The organism is Streptomyces griseus (genome assembly GCF_900460065.1).
GTDB classification, from domain to species: domain Bacteria; phylum Actinomycetota; class Actinomycetes; order Streptomycetales; family Streptomycetaceae; genus Streptomyces; species Streptomyces griseus.
The window spans coordinates 97,156-122,229 of the sequence record NZ_UAVD01000037.1 but is presented as its reverse complement, the minus strand read 5'-3'; the positions used below and the strand labels follow the sequence as shown (position 1 = coordinate 122,229).

The 25,074-nt window shown below is 71.7% G+C and carries 19 protein-coding genes; 12 read left to right on the top strand and 7 right to left on the bottom strand.

Annotated elements, in window-relative coordinates; all coding sequences use genetic code 11:
• Positions 1-4: 4 nt before the first annotated feature.
• Positions 5-1,393 (top strand): FAD-dependent oxidoreductase, encoded by a 1,389-nt coding sequence (locus DTB53_RS26975; RefSeq protein ID WP_012378560.1) that lies wholly within the window; start codon positions 5-7, stop codon positions 1,391-1,393.
• Positions 1,394-1,434: 41 nt separating this feature from the next.
• On the opposite strand, the gene hemE is transcribed toward DTB53_RS26975, so the two are convergent.
• On the bottom strand, positions 1,435-2,532 hold the full coding sequence (gene hemE / locus DTB53_RS26970) for a uroporphyrinogen decarboxylase (protein WP_003965519.1): 1,098 nt from the start codon (positions 2,530-2,532) through the stop codon (positions 1,435-1,437).
• A 92-nt stretch (positions 2,533-2,624) separates the two neighbouring features.
• On the opposite strand from hemE, the gene DTB53_RS26965 reads away from it, so the two are divergent.
• From DTB53_RS26965 to DTB53_RS26945, 5 genes are all read left to right on the top strand, one after another.
• Positions 2,625-3,284, top strand: coding sequence for a DUF3000 domain-containing protein (locus tag DTB53_RS26965; protein ID WP_003965520.1), 660 nt, complete (start codon positions 2,625-2,627; stop codon positions 3,282-3,284).
• A 211-nt stretch (positions 3,285-3,495) separates the two neighbouring features.
• Entirely contained in the window at positions 3,496-4,158 is a 663-nt protein-coding gene (locus DTB53_RS26960; RefSeq protein ID WP_003965521.1) for a response regulator transcription factor, read from the top strand.
• 114 nt (positions 4,159-4,272) lie between these two features.
• Positions 4,273-5,544 (top strand): HRDC domain-containing protein, encoded by a 1,272-nt coding sequence (locus DTB53_RS26955; protein WP_012378561.1) that lies wholly within the window; start codon positions 4,273-4,275, stop codon positions 5,542-5,544.
• Positions 5,545-5,831: 287 nt separating this feature from the next.
• Positions 5,832-7,058, top strand: coding sequence for a thiolase family protein (locus tag DTB53_RS26950; RefSeq protein WP_012378562.1), 1,227 nt, complete (start codon positions 5,832-5,834; stop codon positions 7,056-7,058).
• Positions 7,055-9,187 (top strand): 3-hydroxyacyl-CoA dehydrogenase NAD-binding domain-containing protein, encoded by a 2,133-nt coding sequence (locus DTB53_RS26945; RefSeq protein WP_012378563.1) that lies wholly within the window; start codon positions 7,055-7,057, stop codon positions 9,185-9,187. Before DTB53_RS26950 ends, DTB53_RS26945 begins: the two co-directional genes overlap by 4 nt.
• Positions 9,188-9,280: 93 nt before the next feature.
• Here the strand turns inward: DTB53_RS26945 and DTB53_RS26940 are convergent, their stop codons facing one another.
• The 6 genes from DTB53_RS26940 to galE form a co-directional block, all read right to left on the bottom strand.
• Positions 9,281-10,672 (bottom strand): hypothetical protein, encoded by a 1,392-nt coding sequence (locus tag DTB53_RS26940; protein ID WP_012378564.1) that lies wholly within the window; start codon positions 10,670-10,672, stop codon positions 9,281-9,283.
• A 49-nt stretch (positions 10,673-10,721) separates the two neighbouring features.
• Positions 10,722-13,595 (bottom strand): stealth family protein, encoded by a 2,874-nt coding sequence (locus DTB53_RS26935; RefSeq protein WP_012378565.1) that lies wholly within the window; start codon positions 13,593-13,595, stop codon positions 10,722-10,724.
• Positions 13,592-14,548 carry a hypothetical protein gene (locus DTB53_RS26930; RefSeq protein WP_003965528.1) on the bottom strand — a complete coding sequence of 319 codons (957 nt, stop codon included), beginning with the start codon at positions 14,546-14,548 and terminating at the stop codon, positions 13,592-13,594. Before DTB53_RS26930 ends, DTB53_RS26935 begins: the two co-directional genes overlap by 4 nt.
• Complete coding sequence (locus DTB53_RS26925) at positions 14,545-16,344, bottom strand: stealth family protein (RefSeq protein ID WP_012378566.1); 1,800 nt, start codon at positions 16,342-16,344, stop codon at positions 14,545-14,547. The genes DTB53_RS26930 and DTB53_RS26925 overlap by 4 nt, the downstream gene beginning before the upstream one ends.
• 240 nt (positions 16,345-16,584) lie before the next feature.
• Positions 16,585-17,700, bottom strand: coding sequence for a PLL family lectin (locus DTB53_RS26920; RefSeq protein ID WP_012378567.1), 1,116 nt, complete (start codon positions 17,698-17,700; stop codon positions 16,585-16,587).
• 242 nt (positions 17,701-17,942) lie between these two features.
• On the bottom strand, positions 17,943-18,953 hold the full coding sequence (gene galE, locus DTB53_RS26915) for a UDP-glucose 4-epimerase GalE (RefSeq protein WP_012378568.1): 1,011 nt from the start codon (positions 18,951-18,953) through the stop codon (positions 17,943-17,945).
• 181 nt (positions 18,954-19,134) lie between these two features.
• Between galE and DTB53_RS26910 the strand changes: the two genes are divergently transcribed.
• From DTB53_RS26910 to DTB53_RS26890, 6 genes are all read left to right on the top strand, one after another.
• Complete coding sequence (locus tag DTB53_RS26910) at positions 19,135-20,214, top strand: LCP family protein (RefSeq protein WP_012378569.1); 1,080 nt, start codon at positions 19,135-19,137, stop codon at positions 20,212-20,214.
• A 39-nt stretch (positions 20,215-20,253) separates the two neighbouring features.
• Positions 20,254-20,649: a PIN domain-containing protein gene (locus DTB53_RS26905; RefSeq protein WP_012378570.1), complete on the top strand. Its 396-nt coding sequence runs from the start codon at positions 20,254-20,256 to the stop codon at positions 20,647-20,649.
• 579 nt (positions 20,650-21,228) lie between these two features.
• Positions 21,229-21,351: a hypothetical protein gene (locus DTB53_RS37575; protein ID WP_003965535.1), complete on the top strand. Its 123-nt coding sequence runs from the start codon at positions 21,229-21,231 to the stop codon at positions 21,349-21,351.
• Between the two features lie 372 nt (positions 21,352-21,723).
• Positions 21,724-22,920 carry a glycosyltransferase gene (locus tag DTB53_RS26900; protein WP_003965536.1) on the top strand — a complete coding sequence of 399 codons (1,197 nt, stop codon included), beginning with the start codon at positions 21,724-21,726 and terminating at the stop codon, positions 22,918-22,920.
• Positions 22,895-23,887 carry a DUF6895 family protein gene (locus tag DTB53_RS26895; protein ID WP_042495843.1) on the top strand — a complete coding sequence of 331 codons (993 nt, stop codon included), beginning with the start codon at positions 22,895-22,897 and terminating at the stop codon, positions 23,885-23,887. The genes DTB53_RS26900 and DTB53_RS26895 overlap by 26 nt, the downstream gene beginning before the upstream one ends.
• Positions 23,884-25,074, top strand: coding sequence for a radical SAM protein (locus tag DTB53_RS26890; RefSeq protein WP_012378572.1), 1,191 nt, complete (start codon positions 23,884-23,886; stop codon positions 25,072-25,074). The genes DTB53_RS26895 and DTB53_RS26890 overlap by 4 nt, the downstream gene beginning before the upstream one ends.

Here is a 25,074-nt window from a genome sequence, read left to right as displayed (position 1 = left end):
CGGCATGGCAGCGGAGCGACTGGTGGTCATCGGCGGTGACGCGGCGGGCATGTCCGCCGCGTCACAGGCCCGCAGGCTGAAGGGACCGGATGCGCTGGAGATCGTCGCCTTCGAGCGCGGGCACTTCACCTCGTACTCCGCCTGCGGCATCCCGTACTGGGTGAGCGGCGACGTCGAGGCGCGCGACGACCTGATCGCCCGCACCCCCGAGGAACACCGGGAGCGGGACATCGATCTGCGGATGCGGACCGAGGTGACGGAACTCGACGTGCCGGGGCGGCGGGTGAAGGCCCTGGACCGGGAGAGCGGGGAGACGTACTGGACGGGCTACGACAAGCTGGTGATCGCCACCGGGGCCCGTCCGGTGCGCCCGGCCCTGCCCGGCATGGACGCGGCCGGGGTGCACGGGGTGCAGACCCTGGACGACGGGCAGGCGCTCCTGGACTCGCTGGACGGCCTGGGCGCGAAGGAGAACCGCCGGGCGGTCGTGGTGGGCGCGGGGTACATCGGCGTCGAGATGGCCGAGGCGATGCTCACGCGGGGCTTCGAGGTGACCGTCCTCAACCGGGGCGAGCAGCCGATGGCGACGCTCGATCCGGACATGGGGCGGCTCGTCCACGAGGCGATGGACGGGCTGGGCATCACCACGGTCAACGGGGCGGCCGTCACCAAGATCCTGACCGGTCCGGACGGGCGGGTGAGCGAGGTGGCCACGGACGCGGGGACGTATCCGGCGGACGTGGTGGTCCTCGGCATCGGCGTGGAGCCGGAGACGGCGCTCGCGCGTGAGGCGGGGCTGCCGGTGGGCCCGCACGGCGGGCTGCTCACGGACCTGGCGATGCGGGTGGTGGGCCACGAGGACATCTGGGCGGGCGGCGACTGCGTGGAGGTCCAGGACCTGGTGGCGGGCCGCACCCGGCACATCGCCCTGGGCACCCATGCCAACAAGCACGGCCAGGTGATCGGTTCCAACGTCGGGGGCGGCTACGGCACGTTCCCGGGCGTGGTCGGTACGGCCGTGAGCAAGGTCTGCGACCTGGAGATCGCCCGGACCGGGCTGCGGGAGAAGGACGCCCGCGCGGTCGGGCTGCGCTATGTCACGGCGACCGTCGAGTCGACGGGGCGGGCGGGCTACTACCCGGGCGCGAAGCCGATGACGGTGAAGATGATCGCGGAACTGCGCACGGGCCGGCTGCTCGGGGTCCAGATCGTCGGCCGGGACGGAGCGGCGAAGCGGGTGGACGTGGCGGCTGTCGCGCTGACGGCCGGAATGACGGTCGAGCAGATGACGGCGCTCGACCTGGGGTACGCCCCGCCGTTCTCACCGGTCTGGGACCCGGTGCTGGTCGCCGCCCGCAAGGCGGTGGCGGCGGTGCGGGGCGCGGGGGGCTGAGGACGGCGCCCGGGGCCGGCCGGCCCCGGGCGCCGTGCGGTTCAGCGCGCGGTCTGCTCGTGGACGTACCCCACGAGGCGGGTGAGCGCGTCGGGGTCCATGTTCGGCATGACGCCGTGGCCCAGGTTGAAGATGTGGCCCTCCAGTCCCGCAGCGGCGTCCAGCACCTCGCGGGTCTTCTCCTCGACGGCCGGGGTCGGGGCGAACAGCACCGCCGGGTCGAGGTTGCCCTGGAGCGCCTTGCCGGGGCCGACGCGGCGGGCGGCCTCGTTCAGCGGGACGCGCCAGTCGACGCCGACGACGTCCGCGCCGGCCTCGCCCATCAGGCCGAGCAGCTCGCCGGTGCCGACGCCGAAGTGGATGCGGGGGACGCCGTAGGGGGCGACGGCGTCGAAGACCTTCGCGGAGGCGGGCAGGACGGCGCGGCGGTAGTCGGCGGGGGCCAGTGCCCCGACCCAGGAGTCGAACAGCTGGACGGCGGAGGCTCCGGCCTCGATCTGCACCTTGAGGAAGGCGCCGGTGATCTCGGCGAGCCGGTCGACGAGGTCGGCCCAGAGCTGCGGGTCGCCGTACATCATGGCCTTGGTGCGCTCGTGGTTGCGCGAGGGGCCGCCCTCGACGAGGTAGCTGGCCAGCGTGAAGGGGGCCCCGGCGAAGCCGATGAGCGGGGTGGCGCCCAGCTCCGCGGTGAGCATCCCGATGGCCTCGGTGACGTACGGGACGTCCTCGGGGGTGAGATCGCGCAGCCGGGCGAGGTCGGCGCGGGTGCGGATCGGCTCGGCGATGACGGGGCCGACGCCGGGCTTGATGTCGAGGTCGATGCCGATGGCCTTCAAGGGGACGACGATGTCGCTGAAGTAGATCGCGGCGTCGACCTTGTGGCGGCGTACGGGCTGGAGGGTGATCTCGGCGACCAGCTCCGGCATCATGCAGGAGTCGAGCATCGCGATGCCCTCGCGGACCTTGAGGTACTCGGGCAGCGAGCGCCCCGCCTGGCGCATGAACCAGACCGGCGTGTGGGGGACGGGTTCGCGGCGGCAGGCCCGGAGGAACGCCGAGTCGTGGGTGGCGTGGCGGACCGCGTCGAGGCTGGCGGAGGTCGTCGTCTGCTGGCCCGAAGGGCTGTCGTTGGCACTCACGCACAGAATCTTCGCACGCGCGCCGAAGGAGCCCGGCCCCGCACGGGTGTCTCTCCCTGCGCGGGGCCCGGCTTCCGCCTACTCTTCCCCGCATGGCTCCGGCTCAGGGACAATTTTCCGATCATTCCGACGGCGTTGACAGCGAGGACCGCGCGGAGGGCCCTTCCGTGCCGCCCGCGTTCCTGGCGGCGGTCGACGCGCTGCGCTCGGCCCGACTCCGCCCGGAGCTGGAGGTGGAGGTGACCCGGCCGCCCCAGCGGCTCGCTCCGCACGCGTACGCCATGGAGGCGGCGGTGGTGGACGGTGAGGACGATCTCGCGGACGGCAGGCTGGTCCTGCTGCACGATCCGTCGGGGCACGACGCCTGGCAGGGCGCGTTCCGGCTGGTGACCCTGGTCCGGGCGGAGCTGGAGCCGGAGATGGCGGCGGACCCGCTGCTCCCGGAGGTGTGCTGGTCCTGGCTGACCGGCGCGCTGGACGCGCGGGGCCTCTCGTACGGAGAGGCCGGGGGGACGGTGACGCGCGCCGGATCGCACTACTTCGGCGCGCTGTCCACGCGCCGTCCGGCGACGCAGATCGAGATCCGGGCCTCATGGACGCCGAGGGAGTCGCGCGGGGGTGTGCCGGACACGGCGTCGCACCTGATGGCCTGGGGCGATCTGCTGTGCCAGATCGCGGGTCTGCCGCCGTCGGATCCGGCGGACGCGGCGGTGGTGACGCTGCCGCAACGGCGCGGGCCCCAGGTTTCGTAACACTCCGTCACCCGTTTCGCACACGTACCGACGCTCTTTTCGTACAATCGATCGCGCGTCCTATTTGCCCGAATTGTTACTCACCAAATCGCGATCTTCCCCTAAAGGAGGACGGGTCCGCTGCCGAAGAGGTCAATGACCCTTCAAGCACGGTTCGCCCCCGGCTTCACCCCCCGAGCCGGCCCGTCCCGCCACTCCCCCAGGAGGCCTGGTGTCCGTTCTCCTTGAGCAGCCCGCAAGCCTGGTCGCCTACCGCCCGAACAAGCCGACGGCCATGGTCGTCGTGGCCGACCCGCGCGTCCGTTCCACCGTCACCCGCCATCTGTGGGCCCTCGGAGTACGTGACGTCATCGAAGCGTCGTCCATCGCGGAGGCACGCCCCCGCGTCGGCAACCCGCGCGACATCTGCATTGCCGACGTCCACCTGCCCGACGGTTCCGGGCTGACCCTGCTGTCCGAGACCCGCGCCGCCGGCTGGCCCAACGGTCTCGCCCTCTCCGCCGCCGACGACATCGGCGCCGTTCGCAACGCCCTCGCGGGCGGCGTGAAGGGCTACGTCGTCACCGGCACCCGAACCAACATCGGCCACCCCACCCGCCCCGGCGTCGCCCCCATCGGCGCCAACGCGGCCCGTATGCACCGCAGGCCCCCCGGTTCCCCGAGCCACCCGGGCGGCTACCGCGAACTGTCCGGACGCGAAGTGGAGGTGCTCCGCCTGGTCGCCGAAGGCCAGTCCAACAAGGCCATCGGCGTCTCGATGGGCCTCTCCGCCCTGACCGTCAAGTCGCACCTCGCCCGCATCGCCCGCAAGCTCGGCACCGGAGACCGTGCCGGAATGGTCGCGGTCGCCCTGCGGACGGGCATCATCCACTGACCGCACCCCGCCGGGACGTGCACCGATGCGCCTCCGGCTGGAATACGCGCATGGCCGCCCGTCGACGGAACGTTCCGTCGACGGGCTCCGTGCATACACAGATACCCTTGACACGTGACCGACGCCCAAGAGACCGCAGCAGACACTTCACTGCGAACCACCGGGGGCGCCCCCCCGGACGACGTCGCCCCGGCGCCGATCCCCTTGCTCGAACCGCGCGAGGGCATTCCCCCGGTGGTGACGTCCGACGACGCCCTCGCCGAGGTGGTCGCGGCCTTCGCCGCGGGCACCGGCCCGGTGGCCGTCGACGCCGAGCGCGCCTCGGGATACCGCTACGGGCAGCGTGCCTACCTCGTCCAGCTGCGCCGCGAGGGCGCGGGGAGCGCCCTGATCGACCCGGTCGGCTGCCCCGACCTCTCCGGCCTCGGCTCCGCGCTGTCCGGCACGGAGTGGATCCTGCACGCGGCGACCCAGGACCTGCCGTGCCTGCGGGACATAGGCATGACCCCCACCTCGCTGTTCGACACCGAACTGGCCGGACGGCTCGCGGGCTTCCCGCGCGTCGGCCTCGGCGCGATGGTGGAGAACGTCCTCGGGTACGCCCTGGAGAAGGGCCACTCCGCGGTCGACTGGTCCACCCGCCCGCTGCCCGAGCCCTGGCTGCGCTACGCCGCGCTCGACGTGGAGCTCCTGATCGACCTGCGCGACGAGCTGGAGGAGGAACTGGAGCGGCAGGGCAAGCTGGAGTGGGCCCGGGAGGAGTTCGACGCCATCGCCTCCGCGCCGCCCGCGCCGCCCCGCAAGGACCCCTGGCGCCGCACGTCGGGTATGCACAAGGTGCGCCGGCGCCGTCAGATGGCCGTCGTCCGGGAGCTGTGGACCGCCCGTGACCAGGTGGCCCAGCGCCGGGACGTCTCCCCGGGCAAGGTCCTCGGCGACGCCGCGATCATCGAGGCCGCGCTCGCGCTGCCGGTCGACGTGCCGGCCCTGACCGCGCTGCCGGGATTCGGCCACCGCATGGGACGCCGTCAGCTGGAGCAGTGGCAGGCGGCCGTGGATCGGGCCAGGGCACTGCCCGAGACGGCCCTTCCGCAGCCCGGTCAGCAGCCGGCCGGTCCGCCTCCCCCGCGCTCCTGGGCCGACAAGGACCCGGCCGCCGCCGCCCGGCTCTCCGCCGCCCGCACCGCCGTCTCCGAGCTGGCCGAGCGCCTCCACATGCCCCAGGAGAACCTGATCACCCCGGACACCGTGCGCCGGGTCTGCTGGGAGCCGCCGAAGAACGCGACCCCGGGCGCCGTGGAGGACACCCTCGCCGGCTACGGGGCGCGGAACTGGCAGATCCAGCAGGTCGCCCCGCTCCTGGTGCGGGCGCTGGACGCCTCCTGATTCCGTGACGCAGCGGACACCCCCGGTCACCGGCCGGGGGTTTTTCCTGCCCCGGACCCTGTCGAGGGACCGAACCCATGGTCGAAATCGCGCCAGGTTCGAAGCCCGTTCCTCGACCGTACGGCGGGTACGGGCGCCTGTACCGGGCACCAGGGCGGTGTGACCTTCGACGCTCCGGCCGCGAGGGGTGGGCAGTCTGGTTACCCGCAAGTAGCATGAGGGCAGGCGGCACGCCCCCGTGGCGCGCCCCGCAGCAGTGCCATCCCGCACCCTGGAGGAGAGCCACCGTGCCTCGTACCATCCGGGACGTCGTCTTCGTCGACGGCGTCCGCACCCCGTTCGGCAAAGCGGGCCCCAAGGGCATCTACCACGAGACCCGCGCCGACGACCTCGTCGTGAAGGCCATCCGGGAGCTGCTGCGCCGCAACCCGGACCTGGACCCCAAGAAGATCGACGAGGTCGCCATCGCCGCGACCACGCAGATCGGGGACCAGGGCCTCACGCTGGGCCGCACCGCCGGAATCCTGGCCGGTCTGCCGCAGTCCGTCCCCGGCTACTCGATCGACCGCATGTGCGCGGGCGCGCTGACCGCCGTCACCTCGACGGCCGGTTCCATCGCCTTCGGCGCGTACGACGTCGTCGTGGCCGGTGGCGTCGAGCACATGGGCCGCCACCCGATGGGCGAGGGCGTCGACCCGAACCCGCGGTTCGTGTCGGAGAAGCTGGTCGACGAGTCCGCCCTCTTCATGGGCATGACGGCGGAGAACCTGCACGACCGCTACCCCACGATCACCAAGGAGCGTGCCGACGCGTACGCGGTGCGTTCGCAGGAGAAGGCCGCCAAGGCGTACGCCAACGGCAAGATCCAGCAGGACCTGGTACCGGTCTCGGTGCGCCGCACCAACGCCGAGGCGGGCGAGACGGGCTGGGGCCTGGTCACCGCCGACGAGCCGATGCGCCCGGGCACCACCATGGAGTCGCTGGCCGGTCTGAAGACCCCGTTCCGCGCCCACGGCCGGGTCACGGCCGGTAACGCCGCGGGTCTCAACGACGGCGCCACCGCCTCGCTGCTCGCCGCCGAGGACGTCGCCCGCGAGCTGGGCCTCCCGGTCAGGATGCGCCTGGTCTCGTACGCCTTCGCGGGCGTCGAGCCGGAGGTCATGGGCTACGGCCCGATCCCGGCGACCGAGAAGGCGCTGGCCCAGGCCGGCCTCTCCATCGAGGACATCGGCCTCTTCGAGATCAACGAGGCGTTCGCCGTGCAGGTGCTCGCCTTCCTGGAGCACTACGGCATCGCGGACGACGACGCCCGCGTCAACCAGTACGGCGGCGCCATCGCGTACGGCCACCCGCTGGCCTCCTCCGGTGTCCGGCTCATGACGCAGCTGGCCCGGCAGTTCGAGGAGCAGCCCGAGGTCCGCTACGGCCTGACGACGATGTGCGTCGGCTTCGGCATGGGCGCCACGGTCGTCTGGGAGAACCCGCACTTCAACGCTGACGGAGGCAACAAGTGAGCTCCACCACTGAGCTTCTGAGGGGCGCGGCCGAGCTGTTCCCCGGCGAGGTCGTCACGCAGGCGCACGTACGCCACCTGGACCTGCCGGGCGGTGCGGGCAACTTCGCCCTCATCACGCTGGACAACGGCCTGGACCACACCAAGCCGACCACCTTCGGACCGCAGTCGCTGGCGAACCTGAACGCCGCGATCGACCAGGTCGAGAAGGAGGCCGCCGACGGCACCGTCACTGGCGTCGGCATCACCGGCAAGCCGTTCATCTTCGCCGTCGGCGCCGACCTCAAGGGCGTCGAGCTGCTCGGCCGCCACGAGGACGCGCTGGCCATCGGCAAGGGCGGCCACGACGTCTTCCGCCGCCTCTCCGGTCTCGCGGTCCCGACCTTCGCGTACTACAACGGCGCGGCCATGGGCGGCGGTGTCGAGGTCGGTCTGCACTGCTCCTACCGCACCGTCTCCACCGCCATCCCGGCGTTCTCGCTGCCCGAGGTCTTCCTCGGCCTGGTCCCCGGCTGGGGCGGCTGCGCGCTCCTGCCGAACCTGATCGGCGCGGACCGCGCGGTCTCGGTGATCATCGAGAACTCGCTCAACCAGAACCGCCAGCTCAAGGGCAAGCAGGTCTACGAGCTCGGGATCGCCGACGCGATCTTCGAGGGCGCGGACTTCCTGGAGCAGTCGCTGATCTGGACCGCGGCCGTCCTCAGGGGCGAGCTCGCCGTCGAGCGGCCCGAGATCGACCGCGGCGAGGGCTGGGACGCGGCCGTGGCCCGCGGCCGGGCCATCGCGGACTCCAAGGTGCACGGCGCGGCCCCGGCGGCGTACCGCGCGCTGGACATCATCGCGGCGGCCAAGGACGGCGACCTGTCCGCCGGCTTCGACGCCGAGGACCAGGCGCTCGCGGACCTGATCATGGGCGGCGAGCTGCGCAGCGGCATCTACGCCTTCAACCTGGTCCAGAAGCGTGCCAAGCGCCCGGCCGGCGCCCCGGACAAGAACCTGGCCCGCCCGGTCACCAAGGTCGGCGTCGTCGGCGCCGGTCTGATGGCCTCGCAGCTGGCGCTGCTGTTCCTGCGCCGCCTGGAGGTCCCGGTCGTCCTCACGGACATCGACCAGGAGCGCGTGACCAAGGGTGTGGGCTACGTCCACGCCGAGATCGAGAAGCTGCTCGGCAAGGGCCGCATCAACCAGGACAAGGCCAACCGTCTCAAGGGCCTGGTCTCCGGTGTCCTCGACAAGGCCGAGGGCTTCGCGGACGCGGACTTCATCATCGAGGCCGTCTTCGAGGAGATCGGCGTCAAGCAGCAGGTGTTCGCGGAGGTCGAGGCGGTCGCCCCGGCGCACGCGATCCTCGCCACCAACACCTCCTCGCTGTCGGTGACCGAGATGGCGTCGAAGCTGAAGAACCCCGAGCGGGTCGTCGGCTTCCACTTCTTCAACCCGGTCGCGATCCTCCCGCTGCTGGAGATCGTCCGCGGCGAGCAGACGGACGACGCCTCGCTGGCCACGGCGTTCGGTGTGGCCCGCAAGCTGAAGAAGACCGCGGTCCTGGTGAAGGACGCCCCGGCGTTCGTCGTCAACCGCATCCTCACCCGCTTCATGGGCGAGATCCAGAACGTCATCGACGAGGGCACCCCGGTCGAGGTCGCGGAGAGGGCCGTCGAGCCGCTCGGCCTGCCGATGTCCCCGCTGGTGCTCCTGGAGCTGGTCGGCCCGGCCATCGGCCTGCACGTCTCCGAGACCCTGAACCGTTCCTTCCCGGAGCGCTTCACCGTTTCGCAGAACCTCGCGGCGGTCGTCAAGGCCGGCAAGCGCGGCTTCTACGTCCACGACTCCGGCGCCCCGGTCCTCGACCCCGAGGTCGCAGCCCTCCTCAAGCAGGGCGACACCGTCCTGACCGAGGAGCAGACCCGCGACCGCGTGCTCGACGCGGTGGCGCAGGAGATCGGCCTGATGCTGGACGAGGGCGTCGTCGCCGAGGCCCAGGACATCGACCTGTGCCTGATCACCGGCGCGGGCTGGCCCTTCCACCTGGGCGGCATCACGCCGTACCTGGACCGCGAGGGCGTCTCCCAGCGGGTGAACGGCAAGCCGTTCCTCGCTCAGGGCGTGGCGAGCGTACCGGCGTCGTAGTCCGCCGGAGGACGAAGCGGCCCGGCACCCCTCGGGGGGTGCCGGGCCGCTTCGTCCTCAGCGGGCCGCGATGGCCTCACCGGTGGAGTTCGGTCACCGCCGCCCGCTGAAGGGAAGGTGGTCGCACGCCTCGGAGCAGGCCTCCCTGGCACTGACCGACTGCCTGATCCAGTTCCCCTCCGGTACGCCGTGCACCCTCAGGGCGAGCTGGGCCGGTCGGGAGTGGATGGCGCTGAAGATCGACACGAACTCGACCGTGTAGGCGCCGGGCTTCCAGTCGTGCGGGTGGGTCACCTTCCAGGTGCCGTCCTTGGCGACCGGGGCGGAGGCGATCAGCCGGCCGCCTTCGAGCACCATGACCTTGGTGACGCCCACGGCAGCGGTCCCCGAGAAGCGGGGGCGCGCGCCGCTCAGCGCTCCCTCCTTGGGGCCCAGCACGACGGGGGGTTCGACGTAGTCGCGCACGGTGAAGGCCACCGTGGAAAGGGGGGTCACCCCTTGCTGGTTGTAGCCGACCACCTGGACGAGGTGGTCGCCCGCCTGCCAGTTCAGGACTCTCCGCCACTGCCAGCGGCCTTCGGCGTTGACGCGCGCCCCGCCGAGGTAGGCGCCGTTCTCGAAGAACATCACATAGCTCGTCCCCACCTCGGCCGTACCGGAGAACTTCTGCATGGCACCGGTCAACTGTGCGGGAGCGGGCCGTTCCACCACGGGGGCAGCACCTGTGCGCACGTCGGCGTAGAGGGCGAACTCCGGCTTCTCCACCGTGAATTCGGTGAGGACCGGAGGGTACTCCGGCGCCGCGCCCAGAGTATTGACGTCGATGAGACCGGGAGGCAGTTCGCGGGAGTCGTGCAGGGCGATGGCCACCATCCGGGCCACGGCCCGCCCTCCCGCCTCGTTGAAGTGGGACGAGTCGATGATTCCCTCGGGATGCCGGGGGTGCTCGCCGGCGTCGAGCCAGCGGAAGAACTGGCGCGCACGCTGCGGGCCCAGCTCCTGCAGCCACCTCTGGGTGAAAGCCGCGAGATCGACGAGGGCGGTACCCGTCTCGGCGGCCACCTCACGCATCAGGTCGGGGTACACCCCCCGGGTGTCGGCCACGTCGCCCTCGGCCGTGAAGGCGCACCGGGCGGCCGGGGTCACCAGGACGGGAAAGGCCCCCTCAGCCCTGATCCCTTCGATGTAGAGGTAGAGGAACTCCTTGAACTCCCTGGGACCGTGGTAGCGCAGCGGGTTGTCGATGCGCTGCTCGACCCCGCCGAGGTTCACGAGGACCACGTCCCCGGGGGCCAGCAGGTTCAGCAGGGTGGCCAGCCGGTCGGTGAAGTAGGTCCGCAGCGTCATCGCGTCGCGGGCGTAGTTGCGTACCTCGTGGTACGGCGTCAGGAAGTCCGCGAGAAACTGCCCCCAGCCCGCGAGAGGGGACTCCTCCGGCGTGCGTGGCGCAGCCACGGAATTCCCGACTATGCAGATCTTGCTCATGGGTTCACCTCTCTCACGGTCGCCTCTTCCGGCTTGTCGGCCGTGGATCTCACAGCGGCCAGTCGGGCAGGGTGCGCGCGTGGTACCGCTGATTGCGGGGCGAGCCGTATTCGAATTGGCTCGCGATGGGGAAATAGCTCGGGAGGAACGCGGCCAGAATGGCGTCCTGCTCGTCCTCCGGCACGTCACCGTCGTGGAAGTCGTTCAGGCAGAAGACGTCGTTCGGGCGGCTGGTCAGCAATCTGCTGAGCCTGGTGCGGTGTTCGCTCAAACCCACGTTGACGAATCCGCAGGAGAGGGAACCGGGCACGCTCCGTCCGGTGTGGAAGCCGAAGTAGTGGTGGAGCGAGGAGGCGATCGACACGTCGCTGTGGCTGCGCAGCCTGCTCGCCGAGGTGGCGGCGATCTGCTGCGGATAGGCGCGTTCGAGATCCTCCATCACGCTTCTGCGCAGCACGTACGGTGCGTGGAGGAAGGAATGGGTGAGGATCTGCCCGAAGCTGTTGGCGATCAGTGCCCGGTTGTTCTTCGCCGCACTGATGTTGAAGTCGTCGGTGGCCAGCGGCGGCACCATGGGTACCGCGGTGGGCGACTGGAAGTGCTTGGCCTGCCCGTTGCCGAGGAAGAACAGGCTCGGCAGGACGGTGCGGCCGATGAAGAAGTCGTCGTTGAAATAGAGAAAATGCTCGGAGAGGCCCTCGATGTGGTGGAGCCGGCTTTCGATCGCGTGCGAGTTGTAGGTGGGCAGGGCGCCCTGGTTGCCGAAGATCTCCGTGTGGTCGACCACCCGGACCCGGTGGTGCGCGTTGTCCAGCCAGGACGGGACCTGCCGGTCGGTGACGATGTAGATGTTCCGGATCCACGGCGCGTACATGTCGATGGACCGGAGCGAGAAGCGGAGTTCGTCGCGGCTGCGGAAGCGCGCGGCGCTGGCCGCCGCGTCGACCGTCTCCAGGCCCAGCATCGCGAGTACCTGGTTCTTGCGTTCCAGCCACTGGACGTCGGAGCCGTCGACCCAGGTGTACACGGCGTCGATGGGGAAGCCGACGTCGCCGTGGAGGGGCTGTGCGAACGCGTTGATGGTCGGGTAGGTGCGCCCCGAGAGGACCATCGAGGCACGTCCCATGGAGTGCTGCGAGACCCGGTCGCCGATCAGGGTGCGGGAGGGCGCGACCATCGTGTCGCTCTCCTCGGGGTCGTTGTCCCAGAAGGAGATCGTGCAGCCGTACACCGCTCCCAGTCGCAGGGTGCGCGAAGTCGACACGGCGTTCTGGTAGACGCGGACGCCTGAGCAGGGCTGGTCGAGATGGTCTCCGAGAAGGCCCGCGAGCGTGGTGGTCACGGGGTTCTGGCGGGCGTTGAGCAGCGCCGTGTAGACAGCTTCGTACCGGTACGTGCCGCTCAGTGATTTGAGGACCGCCTCCCGGTACGAGGCGTGCACGGCGACGGTGCGCCGCACCATCGTGTCCCGGACCACGAGGTAGGGCACGTCCGCGGCTTCCAGCGCCGACGCGGCGAGGGCCAGGTTGGCCTGCACGATGTCGAACGGGGACTCCGAGTCCACCACCCGGCAGAGCTGGCCGCCGTCCTTGACCAGGTCGGGCCGTCTCTTGGCCACCTGCTGCTCCAGCTGCCGGTGGGCGCCGGAGCGCACCTGACTCGGCGGAGGAGCGGTGGCCGCGGTCGCGGCGCCCTCCAGACCGCTGTACGCGGCGTGCAGGGCGAGCCGGTCCGCCTTGGCGGCGGCCCGGTCGCCGCGCTCCCGGTCGTCCACCAGCCCCTGGAAGAAGGCCTCCCACTGGGCGGTGACCAGGGGCGGCGCGAACCGGGTGATGGACTCGGCCGCCGCCGCACCCATGCGGTGCCGCAACGGGCCGTCCGACATCAACTGGTTCAGCCGACCGGCCAGCGCCTCCACGTCTCCCGGCGGCACGAGCATGCCCGACCGCCCGTCCAGCACGATCTCGCGCGGGCCGTTCGGGCAGTCGTAGGACACCACGGGAACACCGGCCGCCTGTGCCTCCATGAGCACCAGGGGGAAGGCCTCGTTCTTCGAGGTGAGCAGGGCGATGCTCGCCTTGGCCCACTCCTCGGCCAGATGCGGCGAGTTCCCGTTCAGCTGGACGCTGTCATGCAGTCCCAACTGGGCGATCTGCCGTCGCAGGGCGCCGCTCAGCGGTCCGTCGCCGAAGATCCTGAGCGTCCAGGTGGGGTGGTACGGCGCCAGCAGCGCCCACGCGTCGAGGGCCTGGTCGAGTTGCTTCTCCCCCACCAGGCGGCCGGCGCACACCACGGTCCGGGTCTCCAGCGTCGAGCGCGGCCGGAACCCCGCGGGCAGCGCGTTCGGCACCACCTCGATGCGCGGAGCGGTGGCGCCGAGCGTCTCCGCGAACCAATCCCTCGTGCGGTCGCTGAGCACGGCCAGGGCGTCCAGCCGGGCGGCGTAGCGGAGCAACGGCTCCCCACTCGTGCCCCGCAGCTCGGAGACCCTGTGCTCCTGGTGCACCGTGATCACCTCGGCCGGGGCGAGCTGGACGGCCAGCGCCATCAGAGCCGGGGTGGTGGTGATCAGGACGTCCGTGTCGGTGTGTTCGAGCGCCAGGCCGAGCTCGATGTCGGAGAGCCGGTTGAACGCGGCCTCCCAGGCACGGTCGACCAGGCTGCTCGGCTGTTCGGCGAGGGCCCCGTACACGGACTCGTCGAGCTCCGCGCGGCGCATCGGCCGCTGCACCCGGCCGGTCATGTCGACCAGGTAGTCGACGCGCACCCGTTCGTCGGGGGAGAAGAACAGCTCGGACTTGCTCTTGAAGACGCTGAGGACGCGCACGTCGTGGCGGTCGGCGAGTTCGGCGGCCTGGTTGAACACCGCCCGTTCCGTGCCGCCCACGGCGTCGGCGGTGGTCAGCAGAAAGGTGATCTTCATCGGAGTCTCCGCCCGGCTTCGGGCATGCGACTGCACGTCACACGGAAGTTGCCCGCGGGCGTGTAGCGGGGGTGGACCAGCAAGGGCGCTTGCCCTCGGGGGGCGACACTGGCTTGATGCATGGTGAAGACGCGCAGCGGATTGCGGACGTCGTGCATCCTCTTCCCCAGCCTCATGGGACGGCCGTCGGCCGAGCAGCAGGCGACGTCCCAGTGCTCCGTGGCCCTGCGCTGCGGTGTCATCTCCTCCAGCGGTACGGCGGCACGCCACATCCCGTCGCCCAGGTCGTGCAGGGGACGTCGGATGTTGCGTCCCGTGGCGGTGAACTCGGCCCAGGGTTCGGCCACTTCGGCGCCCACGACACGAAAGTCGACCACGAGCCCGGTGTGGGACAGGTCGACCTTCATCACCTCGGCGGACGGCCGCGGCTGCGAGGTGACCACCCGGAGGTTGCCGGTCACGGTGCGGCCGAGGCGGTGGCGCCGGCCGCTGACCGGTGACACCTCCATGGGCATGGTGGGTCCGCCGTAGGGCCGGGGCGGCTCGACGAGGAGCAGCGGGAACCGCGCGGTGCGGCGTCCGGAGCGGGTCGCGAGGACGACCCGCCAGCGGCCGTCGTGGAGGGGCAGGCCCCCCACTTCCGCGCCCAGCAGCACGGTGGCGTCCATCAGCACCTCCCCGTCCCGGCCCTGGTACACGCGGGCAGGGCTCTCGTACCGTCGGCGGCCTCGCTGGATCACCAGCTCGGCCTCCGCGGGAAGCCGTGCCGAAGGGGGCAGAACGGCGTGCAGGTTGACCGTCTGGCCGTCCAGCACGGCCGCGTAGAGCAGCCGGGCGGCCCGCCCGGACCGCCGGGGCAGGAAGAACCGCTGCATCAGCCAGGACCGCAGCGGGACCGCGCGGGCCGTGAGCCGCCGCCGGACGGCGGCGAGGTGTCTGCGTCGCGGGATCATGTGGCTGCCGCTCCCAGTTCTGCTGTACGCCGTGTCGGGGTGCCCTCGGCTCCGGGGAGCTCGAAGGGGCTCGGCACGGGGAAGTAGTCGTTGAGGAATTTCCTCACCATGCGTTCCTGCGCCTGCGGGTCCTCCGGCACGACGGTGTCGTTGATGCAGAAGGTGTCGAAGTCGCGCCGGGCCACCAGCCGGTCCAGCCGCCGCTGGGCCAGGGCGTCGCCGATGTCGACGTACACGTACCGCAGGTTGCCGAGCGTCGCCCGCGCCTGGTGGTACGCGTAGTAGTGGTGGAGCGACGAGGCGACCGGGATGTCGTGCGGCGACCGGAACTTCGAGTTCTGGGTGACCCAGTGGGCCCGCTCGTAGGTCTGCTCGATCTCCGCGAGAACGGTTCTGCTGAGCGCGTGGGGCGTGTGCTTCATCTTCTGGGAGATGACCGTGCCGAACTGCTGGGCGATCAGCCCGCGGCTGTTCTTCCCCGCCGCGTCCACCGGCAGGTCGTCCGGTGTGATCTGGCCGGAGGGAATGAGGGCCTTCGAGGTGAAGAACTTCGTCAGCCCGTTGGTGTGGAAGAAGTGTTCCTGCGTGACGGGCCGGCCGAAGAACACGTCGTCGTTGAGGTAAAGGAAGTGCTCAGACAGCTCGGCTATGTGATGCAGCTGGCTTTCGATGGCGTGTGAATTGAAGGTGGGCAGCGCGCCGGGGTCGGAGAAGATCTCCCGGTGATCGACCACGCGCAGTCCCGGGTGATCGGTGTTCAGCCAGCCCGGCGCCTGGCCCGCGGTGACGAGAAAGACGTTCCGCACCCAGGGCGCGTACTGGTGGATCGACCGCAGGGAGTACCTGAGCTCGTCGCGGCTGGTGTAGCGGGCCCCGTTGTCCGCCTGCTCGTGCAGCTCCGCCGTACCGCCCGCGAGGGAGCGGCGTACCGCGTCCTTCCCCGCGCGCCACACCGGATCCGCGTCGTCCACCCAGGTGTAGACGACGTCGATCGGGAAGGCGTGGTCGCCGGGGAGACGGGCCGTGAAGTCGGCGACCGTGCGCGTGTAGCCGGTGTGGTACGGGCCCGGGACGGGGCTGAAGCGCTTCTGTTCGGCCGTACGGAGCTCCGTGCCGACCGGCAGCTGGGTCACGACGGCGTTGGGCCGGGGCGCGACCAGCATCCCGTCCGTCTCCGACCAGAACTCCAGATCGCATCCCGAGTCGGGACCGAAGACCAGTTTCCCGGTCGGGTCGCAGACGTTCCACGTCAGCCGGAGCACGCTGCTGGAGCGGAGCCTCCTCCAGGTCTTCGCGGACGCCCCGGTCCGCAGCTGCCCGCCGGCCACATCGCGGACGTAGCCCGGATTGCGGCCGAAGGCGATCTGGAGCACTTCCTCGACGTCCGCGCGGTGTCGCGACGAGACGGCGACACACGGAACGGACTTTCCCGTACCCCGGACCGCGAAGTAGTCGATCTCCGCGCTTTCCAGCACGGCCACCACGATGTGCAGGTTCCGGGCGCGCGCGGCCCATTCCGTCGCACCTCTGACCACGACGACCTTGACGTGCTTGCCGTCGATCTTGAGGACGCGCAGGGATGCCTCCGCGCTGTGCCTGGCGGGATTGCGCCGGCCTCCCAGCGCCCGCACGACCACGGCGGAGCGCGCGGAGTCGAAGACGGCCAGCAGGTGCATGACGACGTTGCGCAAGGGAGCGGGCACGCGACGCACGATGCGGCGGCGCGCTCGGACGGGCAGCAGGGACCGGTAGGCGGAGACGAGCGAACTGGTCTCGGGATTACTGACGCTCACCACTGAATTTCCGCACCATCCATACACCCATGGGGCCTCGGCCCACTCCCGCGCCTTCGCCTGGCAAGTGGTCGCACTCACCGACGCCATCACCGGAGACAGATGGCCGCCACGAAATCTTCACATCCTGAACACTCTGTGTCCATCTTTGATCGTTGAAATTCGCATCTGTTACACAGGTGCAATAGTGCAGAAGTGGAAAGGAAACGTACGGTTCCGGTCTCGCCCGTTCTGCCGGCGGACTCACACGCGCACGGAAGGCTCCATGACGAGTCCCTGTTCACGGGACTGACGGGCAATCCGCAATGCGCCGTCCGAGCCGAGCGTGGCCATGACGACCCGGCCGTACCCATCACGGGCCAGGGCGGGGGGACCCGCACACCGCTCGCCCGTCGGCGCCCACCAGAGCCCGGCGGCCTCGTTCTCCGTCGCGCAGGCCGCCACCATCACGTCGCCGTCAACGCCGCGGTGGGCCAGCACGGTGCAGTCGTATCCGTCGAGCGCCACCCGGAGGGCCGCGATACGACCGCTGACCGGTCCCCCACCGAGGGGGATCACCCACTCCCCCGGGCGGTGGGCGAAGACACCCCCCGTCGCCGGGTCCGCCCAGTAATAGGTGATGCGGTCCGGGCCCGTCTCCAGCCCGACGAGACTGCCGGGCGCGGGAGCCATGGGGATGTTGGGGCCACGCTCCATCTCGCCGTCCGGCTCGCTCTGCCGCCAGCGCATGGCCCGGCCGCTCGTGTCCGGGACCAGCAACTCGATCCGGCCGGAGGACGAGGCGACGGCCGTGACGTCCCCCTCGGCGAGCTGCCCCTTGAGTCCGCGCCAGGGTTGCCACGGGCCCTTGGCCCCCTCCTGACGCATCACGACCCCGCCCCCGGCCCTGGCCAGGAAGACGTGGACGAGCCCCGCGCCGCTCACGGCGATCCCCGGCACGGTCACCGCCCGGATCCGCTCAGGATCCTTGTGCGGGTTGCCGATGGAGCGCCACTGCGTGAGCGGGCGGCCCGTCTGGTACTGGACGGCCTGCACCACGGTGACCGAGGCCCCTCCGTCGGAGACCCGCCGACCGACGAAGTGAAGGAAGCCGTCGGCCCCCTGGGTCGACGAGAGACCGGTGAGCCGAGGAGTGGCAATCAGCTCGGGCCCGTCCCACCCGGTTCCGTTCGGGCGGTGCTGCGTCCACCGGAGCAGACCGTCAGCGGTCCGGGCGATCGCGGTGAACCGGTGATCCCTGCCCAGAAACAGTCGTACGCCCTCGTCGGCCAGCGGCCTGGACGGCGTCGCACTCCCCCCGGACCCGGCGGCCCCGGGGCGCTCCGTCTTCGTGGCGCCACGCCCGTACTTCGCCCCCATGTCCGCCCCTCACGCTCCCCGTACCGCAGCCCTGTCGGCCACGCCCCCCGCTTGGCGCCCCTCCCCCCGGAGCTTGTCGGCGTCGGCCGCCGGGGGTCGCACAAGTGGACTACTAGTGAAATCTCTGCAGAAGTTTGCCATACGCGTCCCACAGCCTTGACATGGAGACGGCACAGGGGGGGGCTGGTGCGCCGGGGCGAGACAGCTCGGCGCGACGCCCGGAGAGTGCGCCCGCGCGCGTCTCAGGCCGACGGGATCCCGGCGAGGTCGCGCCACGCGGCCGGATGCCGCAGGCACCAGCCGGCCCAGGCCGACTCCACCATCTGCCGGACGTCATGGGACGCGGACCAGTCCAGTTCTTCGCGGATCAGGTCCGCCGAGGCGACGACACGGGCCGGATCGCCCGGTCGCCGCGGAGCGGAAACCGGCTCGGCGGCAGAGCTGTACCCGGTCACCTCGCCGATCAGCGCGATCATCTCGCGGACCGAAACACCCTGCCCACGGCCGATGTTGACCGTCAGATCCGACCCAGGGCCGCGGCCGACGAGCGCACGGGCCGCCGCCAGGTGGGCCGAGGCGATGTCGTCCACATGGATGAAGTCGCGGACGCAGGTTCCGTCGGCGGTGTCGTAGTCGGTCCCGAAGACCACCGGGGCGGCGCCCTGGGAGAGCTTCTCGAAGACCATGGGCACGAGGTTGAAGACACCGGCGTCGGCGAGGTGGGGCGCCGCGGCACCCGCCACGTTGAAGTAGCGCAGCGAGGCGGTGGCCATGCCGTGCGCCCGTCCCACCGAGCGCACCAGCCACTCGCCCGCGAGCTTGGTCTCGCCGTAGGGGTTGATGGGGGCGCAGGGAGTGTCTTCCGTCACAAGCGCCACGTCCGGCATTCCGTACACGGCCGCGGAGGACGAGAACAGGAACGAGCCCACCCCGCTGTCGGCCGCCGCCTCCAGGAGCACCCGGAGCCCCTCGACGTTCTCGCGGTAGTAGTGGAGGGGGCGCTCGACGGACTCGGCCACCTGCTTCTTGGCCGCGAGGTGCACGACGCCGCGTACCGACAGGTCCCGCATGACGCGCCGCAGGCCGACGGCGTCGAGCGTCGAGCCGTGCACGAAGGGCACGTCGTCCGGAACGCGCTCGCGGTCTCCGGTGGAGAGGTCGTCGTAGACGGCGACCGTCTCGCCGGCCGCCGTCATGGCGCGTACGACGTGAGACCCGATATAGCCCGCTCCGCCTGTGATCAACCAAGTCATGGGCGAATAGTAGTTCGATACGCTCGTCGTCCATTGCCAGGCATCGGCTCACCAGTTCATGCGCCCGTCTGTTCTATAGTGCTCGGTCAGTCGAACATTCACGGACCGGCCACACCCCCCACCCGAGTCCCGCGCACTCCCCTGCCCTCCCGGGCAATGAGATTTGAGGACTCGAAACAGGATGAGCAACGACGTCATGCCTCCGGGCCCCCGTGCCTCCCGGCGCTCACCCAAGCCCCGCAAGCGCCGCCGCGGGCTCAAGATCACGCTCGGTGTCCTGCTCGTCCTGCTGCTCGCCGCCGGCGGAACCGTGTACTGGCTCTACAGCCAGCTCGACGGGAACATCACGGGCGTCGACATCGACAAGGCGCTCGGTGAGGACCGCCCGGAGAAGCTGCCCACCAGCGGGCAGAACCTCCTGGTCCTGGGCTCCGACTCGCGCGCCGGGGCGGAGAACAAGGAGCTGGGCGGGGGCGGGGGCGTCAGCGGTGCGCGCTCCGACACCGCGATGGTGGTGCACATACCCGAGGGCCGGTCGAAGGCCGTCGCCGTCTCCATCCCGCGCGACACCCTGGTGACCCGGCCCGAGTGCGTCGGGGACAACGGATCCACGGTGTCCGCCAAGGAACGCGTCATGTTCAACTCCGTCTACTCCCAGGTCGGTCCGGCCTGTGTGGTGAAGACGGTCGAGAAGATGTCCGGCGTCCGCATCGACCACTACCTGGAGATCAACTTCGCCGGGTTCAAGGACCTGGTCGACGCCATCGGCGGGGTCACCGTCGACGTACCGCAGGACATCGACGACAAGGCCTCCGGGCTGAGCCTCACCGCGGGCCCGCAGAAGCTGGACGGCACCGAGTCCCTGGCGTACGTCCGGACCCGGCACGGCATCGGCGACGGCAGCGACCTGGGCCGCATCGGGCTCCAGCAGCAGTTCCTGATGGCCCTGCTGAGCGAGGTCAAGTCGCAGGACCTGCTGGGCAGTCCGGCGAACTCGTACAAGATCGCCAAGTCGGCCACCAAGTCGCTGACCACCGACTCGGGGCTCGCGTCGCTCACCTCGCTGGCGGAGTTCGCCCGCTCGATGAACGGCGTCGACCCGGCCTCGATGGAGACGATCATGCTGCCGGTGGCGTACGACAAGATCGACAAGAACCGGGTGATCGCGGCCGAGCCGCAGGCCGGCCAGCTGTGGAAGGCGATCCGCGAGGACACCGCGATCCCCGAGGAAGCGAAGAAGTCCCCCGCCACCGGAGGCTGAGACCCCGCCGAACCACGCCGCCCGTGACACCCTGCCGGGATGAGCGAGGACGACGCGGTGCTGGTGATCGTGGACGCCGCCAACGTGGTCGGTTCCGTGCCCGACGGATGGTGGCGGGACCGGCGCGGGGCGGCGACCCGGCTGCGTGACTCGCTGGTCCCGTACGCGGCGGCCGGGCTGCCGGGGCTGCCCGGCCCCGCCGAGCTGGTGCTCGTCGTGGAGGGGGCCGCCCGGGGCGTCGCCTCCGTGCCCGGGGTGCGGGTCGACTCGGCCCCCGGCAGCGGCGACGACCTGATCGCCGAGCTGGCGGCCGGGGCCGCCCCGGACCGGGACTGCGTCGTCGTCACCGCCGACCGGGGACTGCGGCGGCGGGTCGAGGCGTACGGGGCCCGCTGTGTGGGACCCCGTACGGTACGGCCGTCGCCGGGCGCTTAGGGCCTGTCGCCCTGGCCCTCCCCTCCCCGGGCACCTGCCGGCCGGGGCCGTACCTGTCAGCCGGACGGCTGAGGCCCCCTCGGTCCGTGGCCTCCGAGGGGGCCTGCCCGGTCCGTGGACTGCGACGACCGGACTGACCGGTCCCTGGCCTACGAGACGGCTCGCCCGTCCGTGGACTGCGTCGAGCGGCCTGGCCGGTCCCTGCCCGCCGGAGCCGGTCCCCCGGTCCGCGCCCACGGGGCACCGCTGCCCACGGGACCCCGCTGCCTCCGGCCCCGGGTGCGGTGGCCCTCCCCGTGCACCGCCGCCCGGCCACACCGCGCCGGACCGCCCTCCGCGGCCCCACACGCACCGCGCCCGACCGCCCCCAGCCGGCTCCGCACACCCGCCTACCTGCGGCGGGGCCGACACGTGTCCACGGTCCGGGCCCCGACATCCCCTCCGGTCACCGGTGCCGTCCCGGGCCCGCGTCGTGGGCCGTATACCGGCGTCGGGCCGACGATCAGGCGTTCCCATACCGCGCGTTCGTACGTTCTTCTCAGCCGGTGCAACCGCCACCGTCGACCAGAGGAGAACAACATGCCCGAGAACCAGAGCCAGGAGCCGACCGAGTCCGAGGAGTTCGAGGTCGTCGCCCACAGCGAGGACGGCGAGGACGAGGCGGGGAACTGCCTCACCAACAACAGCGACATGCTGCAGTAACTCGCCCCGTCGCGTCCTGTGCACCGCACGGGCCTCCGGAGCTCGCACCCATCGTGCCGAGCGCCGGAGGCCCGGCCGCCGTCCGGCGCCACCCGCCGAGAGGCGCCCGCCGCCGTCGCACCTGCCGCCGCCGGCCCCGGCCGCCGCGAGACCCGCCCCTTTCGGCCCTCCCGCCCGGCAGGCCCGCCGGCCGCCCGTCACCGCCCGCCACGCCCCGAGGGAGCACCGAGTGACCCCCGCCGCCCCACCGGCACAGTGCCGGCGCCCGCACCGGGCCCCGCGGCCCGCGGCGCGGGAACTCCCGGCGGCGGCCGCTCAGCTCCGGACCGCCCCGTCCGGCATCCGGACCGACCGTTCCGACCGGGAGGCGTCGTGAGAATCCTGCTGTGTCCGCTCAGCGACGGCGGCTACCTCTACCCGACGATCGCGGCCGGTCGTGAGCTCGGACGCCGCGGCCACCACGTCAGCCTGCTGGGCAGGTCCGGCGTCGCGGCCGTCGCGGCCGACGCCGGACTGCCGTTCGCGGCGACGGAGGACTTCGGCGAACGGCGCGCGTTCTCCGTCGCGTGGTGGGGCACCTCCGCCATGGCGCAGTACCGCGCGACCGTGCGCGCCGCCCGCGCCGACCGGGCCGACCTGCTCATCACCTCCGTGCTGTGCCACGGCACCCTGCTCGCCGCCGAAGTGCTCGGCCTTCCCGTGGTGGTGGTCGGGCTCTCGGTCCACCTGTGGGACTACCGGGCGGGCGGGGACGGCGAACCGCCGCTGGGCAGGCCCCGGCGGAACCGGACCCGTGAGATGCGCCAGCAGTACGCCGAGGTGCGGGAGCTGGCCGGGCTGCCGGCGCGTGGCTCCCGGTGGGGGGACGACCCGCTGCCGGGTGACGCCCTGCTGCTGCGCGGCGACCCGGCGCTGGAGTACCCGGGCGGCGAACTGCCCGACCGGGTCCGGCACGTGGGACCGCTGCGCTGGGAGCCGACGCCCGGACCGGGCGAGGTCGAGGCGGTCAGGGAGCAGGTGGAGCGGTCCGGGAAACCCCTGGTGTACGTCCATCTCGGGCGCGTGTTCGAGGGTGGCAGCCGGTGGCCCCACCTCAACGAGGCCTTCACCGGCGGCCGGTTCCAGGCCGTGGTCGAGCAGGGTCGCTCGCCGAGCCCCGAACCCGCGCCGGGCGCGGACATCCTGACGGTGCGCAAACCGTGGATGGGGCCGCTGATCGACCTGGCGGACCTGGTACTGACGAGCGGCACCTCCGCCCCCGTACTCGCCGCCCTGCTGCGCGGCCGCCCCCTCGCGGCCTCGCCCAACGGCTCCGAGCAGCCGCTGCTCACCGGCGCCTGCATGCGGGCGGGTGTGGGCGTGCATCTGCCGAAATCCGCGCTGTCGGACTGGCCGGCGCTGCTGGACTCGGCCTGGCGGGACGAGGCCCTGCGCGGCCGTGCCCAGGCACTCGGCCGGCGGCTGGCCGCGGTGGACGGCGCCGCCCGCGCGGCCGACATCGTCGAGCGGGTGACCCGGCACTCCACGATCCCGAAGGAGGACCATGACTACGCGAACGTCAGCCCCTGACACGAGCGGCGGGACAGCCGCCGCCGAGGAGACCGTCGCGATCCTGTCCACGGGTACGCGGCGGTGGCTGGGGCTCCACGCCGGCCGCCTGGACTCCCCTGCCGGCCGCGCCGAACTGCCCGTGACCCCGCGGGTGAAGGCCCTCCTGCAACTCGCGCTGCTCTGCCGCTGCTGGCGGAAGGCCACGCCGGACGACCCCGCGCTGGAACCGGTACGGGCGGTCGTGGAACACGCCTGGCGGCAGCCGGACTTCCCGCGCCTCCTCGCCCACTCCCCCGGCAGCGCGCGACCCTTCGCCCTGGTGTGGGCCGCCCTCGCACCGGACGCGGCCGCCTCCGGGGCCCGACGCGAGGTGCTCGAACGGCTCGCCGCCGACGGCTATCTGACGCCCCGCCGCAAGTCGCCCTACCTCCACCTGGGAACCAGGTTCTACGCCGAACTCGCGGGCCTCGGGCACGAACTGGCCTCGTACGAGGAGCTGTACGCGGACAGCGTGCTGGCCCGCGCCGACGGCGTGCCGGCGGCCGAACTGGACGTCTGCCAGGTGACGGACACCGTGTTCTACCTCTCCGACTACGGCTTCCGCGCCACCGGGCTGGACACGCGGGCCCGGCAGCGGGCGCTGCGCGTGGTGGAGCGGCTCACCGACCACTGCGTGCGCGAGGACGCGTGGGAGTACGCGGCCAAGCTGCTGCTCGCCCAGCACTGCCTGGGCTCCGACCCGCTGCGGACGCCTTCGGGGACCGCGGCCCTCGGGATGCTCGCGGGGGCCGCGTCGCCGGACGGGTCGATACCCGGCAAGACCGCCCGGGGACGGGCCCCGGCCTCCGCCACCCCCCAGGTGTACTTCCGGTGGGCCTACCAGCCGACGCTCGTCACGGCGCTGACGACGCTGCTGCTCACCGCCGACCGCCGCCCCCACCCCGTTCCGACCACCGCATCACCCACAGCTCGGAGGACGCGATGAGCCTGCAACAGGTCCAACTCCCGGACGGCGCACGCCTCCTCGAAGGCAAGCGCAACTGGTGGTTCCTCGGCCGGGGCGGGGTCGTCCGCCTCGGCGGCCGGCACGTCACCCCGGAAGGGGATCTGCGGCCGGACACGGAGCGCCGACTGCGCGAGGGCGGGATGTTCGCCGCCCCGCCGGTCCGCTCGTACGCGCTGACCGTGCTCACCAGCACCAACTGCAACCTCGGCTGCGGATACTGCTTCCAGAACACCGCCCAGGACACCACGAACGGCAGCCGTCCGCCCCGGATCGCCCGGACCCGTCTCAGCTCGGGGACCATCACCTCGATCCTCGGGTTCACCCAGCGGCAGATGGCCGCGGCCGAACTGGACCGGTTGCGGATCCTCCTGTTCGGCGGGGAGCCCCTGCTCAACCCGCGCGGCTGCCTGGAACTGCTGGAGCGGTCCGCGGACATCGGGATGACGTCGGCCTGGATGATCTCCAACACCACGCTGCTCTCCCCCCGGCTGGCCCGGCAGCTCTCCGACCTCGGGCTCGACTCCGTCCAGGTCACCTTCGACGGCGACCGCGCCGACCACGACCGCATCCGGGTCAACAGGGCCGACAACGGCGGGACCTTCGACAAGATCGTCCGCAACATCGTCGCGGCGAGCGAGGTCACGCCGATCCGGTGGACCCTGCGGGTCAACGTCTCCCAGGAGACCTTCGACGGCGTCGACGCGCTCATCGACCGGCTCGCGGCGGAGCTGGACCCCTCCCGGTGCGCGCTGTACTTCGCCCGGGTCGGCGACGTGGGCATCGGCTACGCCAACGACCTGCTGCACACGGGCGAGCTCTCCGCCCACTTCACCAGGTGGCAGCGCCGGGCGCTCGACCTCGGCTTCAGGGTGAGCCGCCCCGGCGCCCGCCGCCCCTGCCTCACCTGCGGCCACACCGAAGGCCGCTACGGCGCGGTGATCAGCGCGGACGGGACCCTGGCCAGTTGCTGGGAGACCGCGGGCAAACCCGACTGGGAGGTCGGCACGGTGGGCGACGGGTACCGGCCCGCCGAGGCGACCCTCGACCGCTGGATCTCCTGCGAGGACCTCTACCGCTACGACGAGGACACCCGCAACCTCACACGGTTCCGCGACGACGTGGACGCCACCCTGCTCGACTACCTGGACGAGACGGAGCGGCTGTAG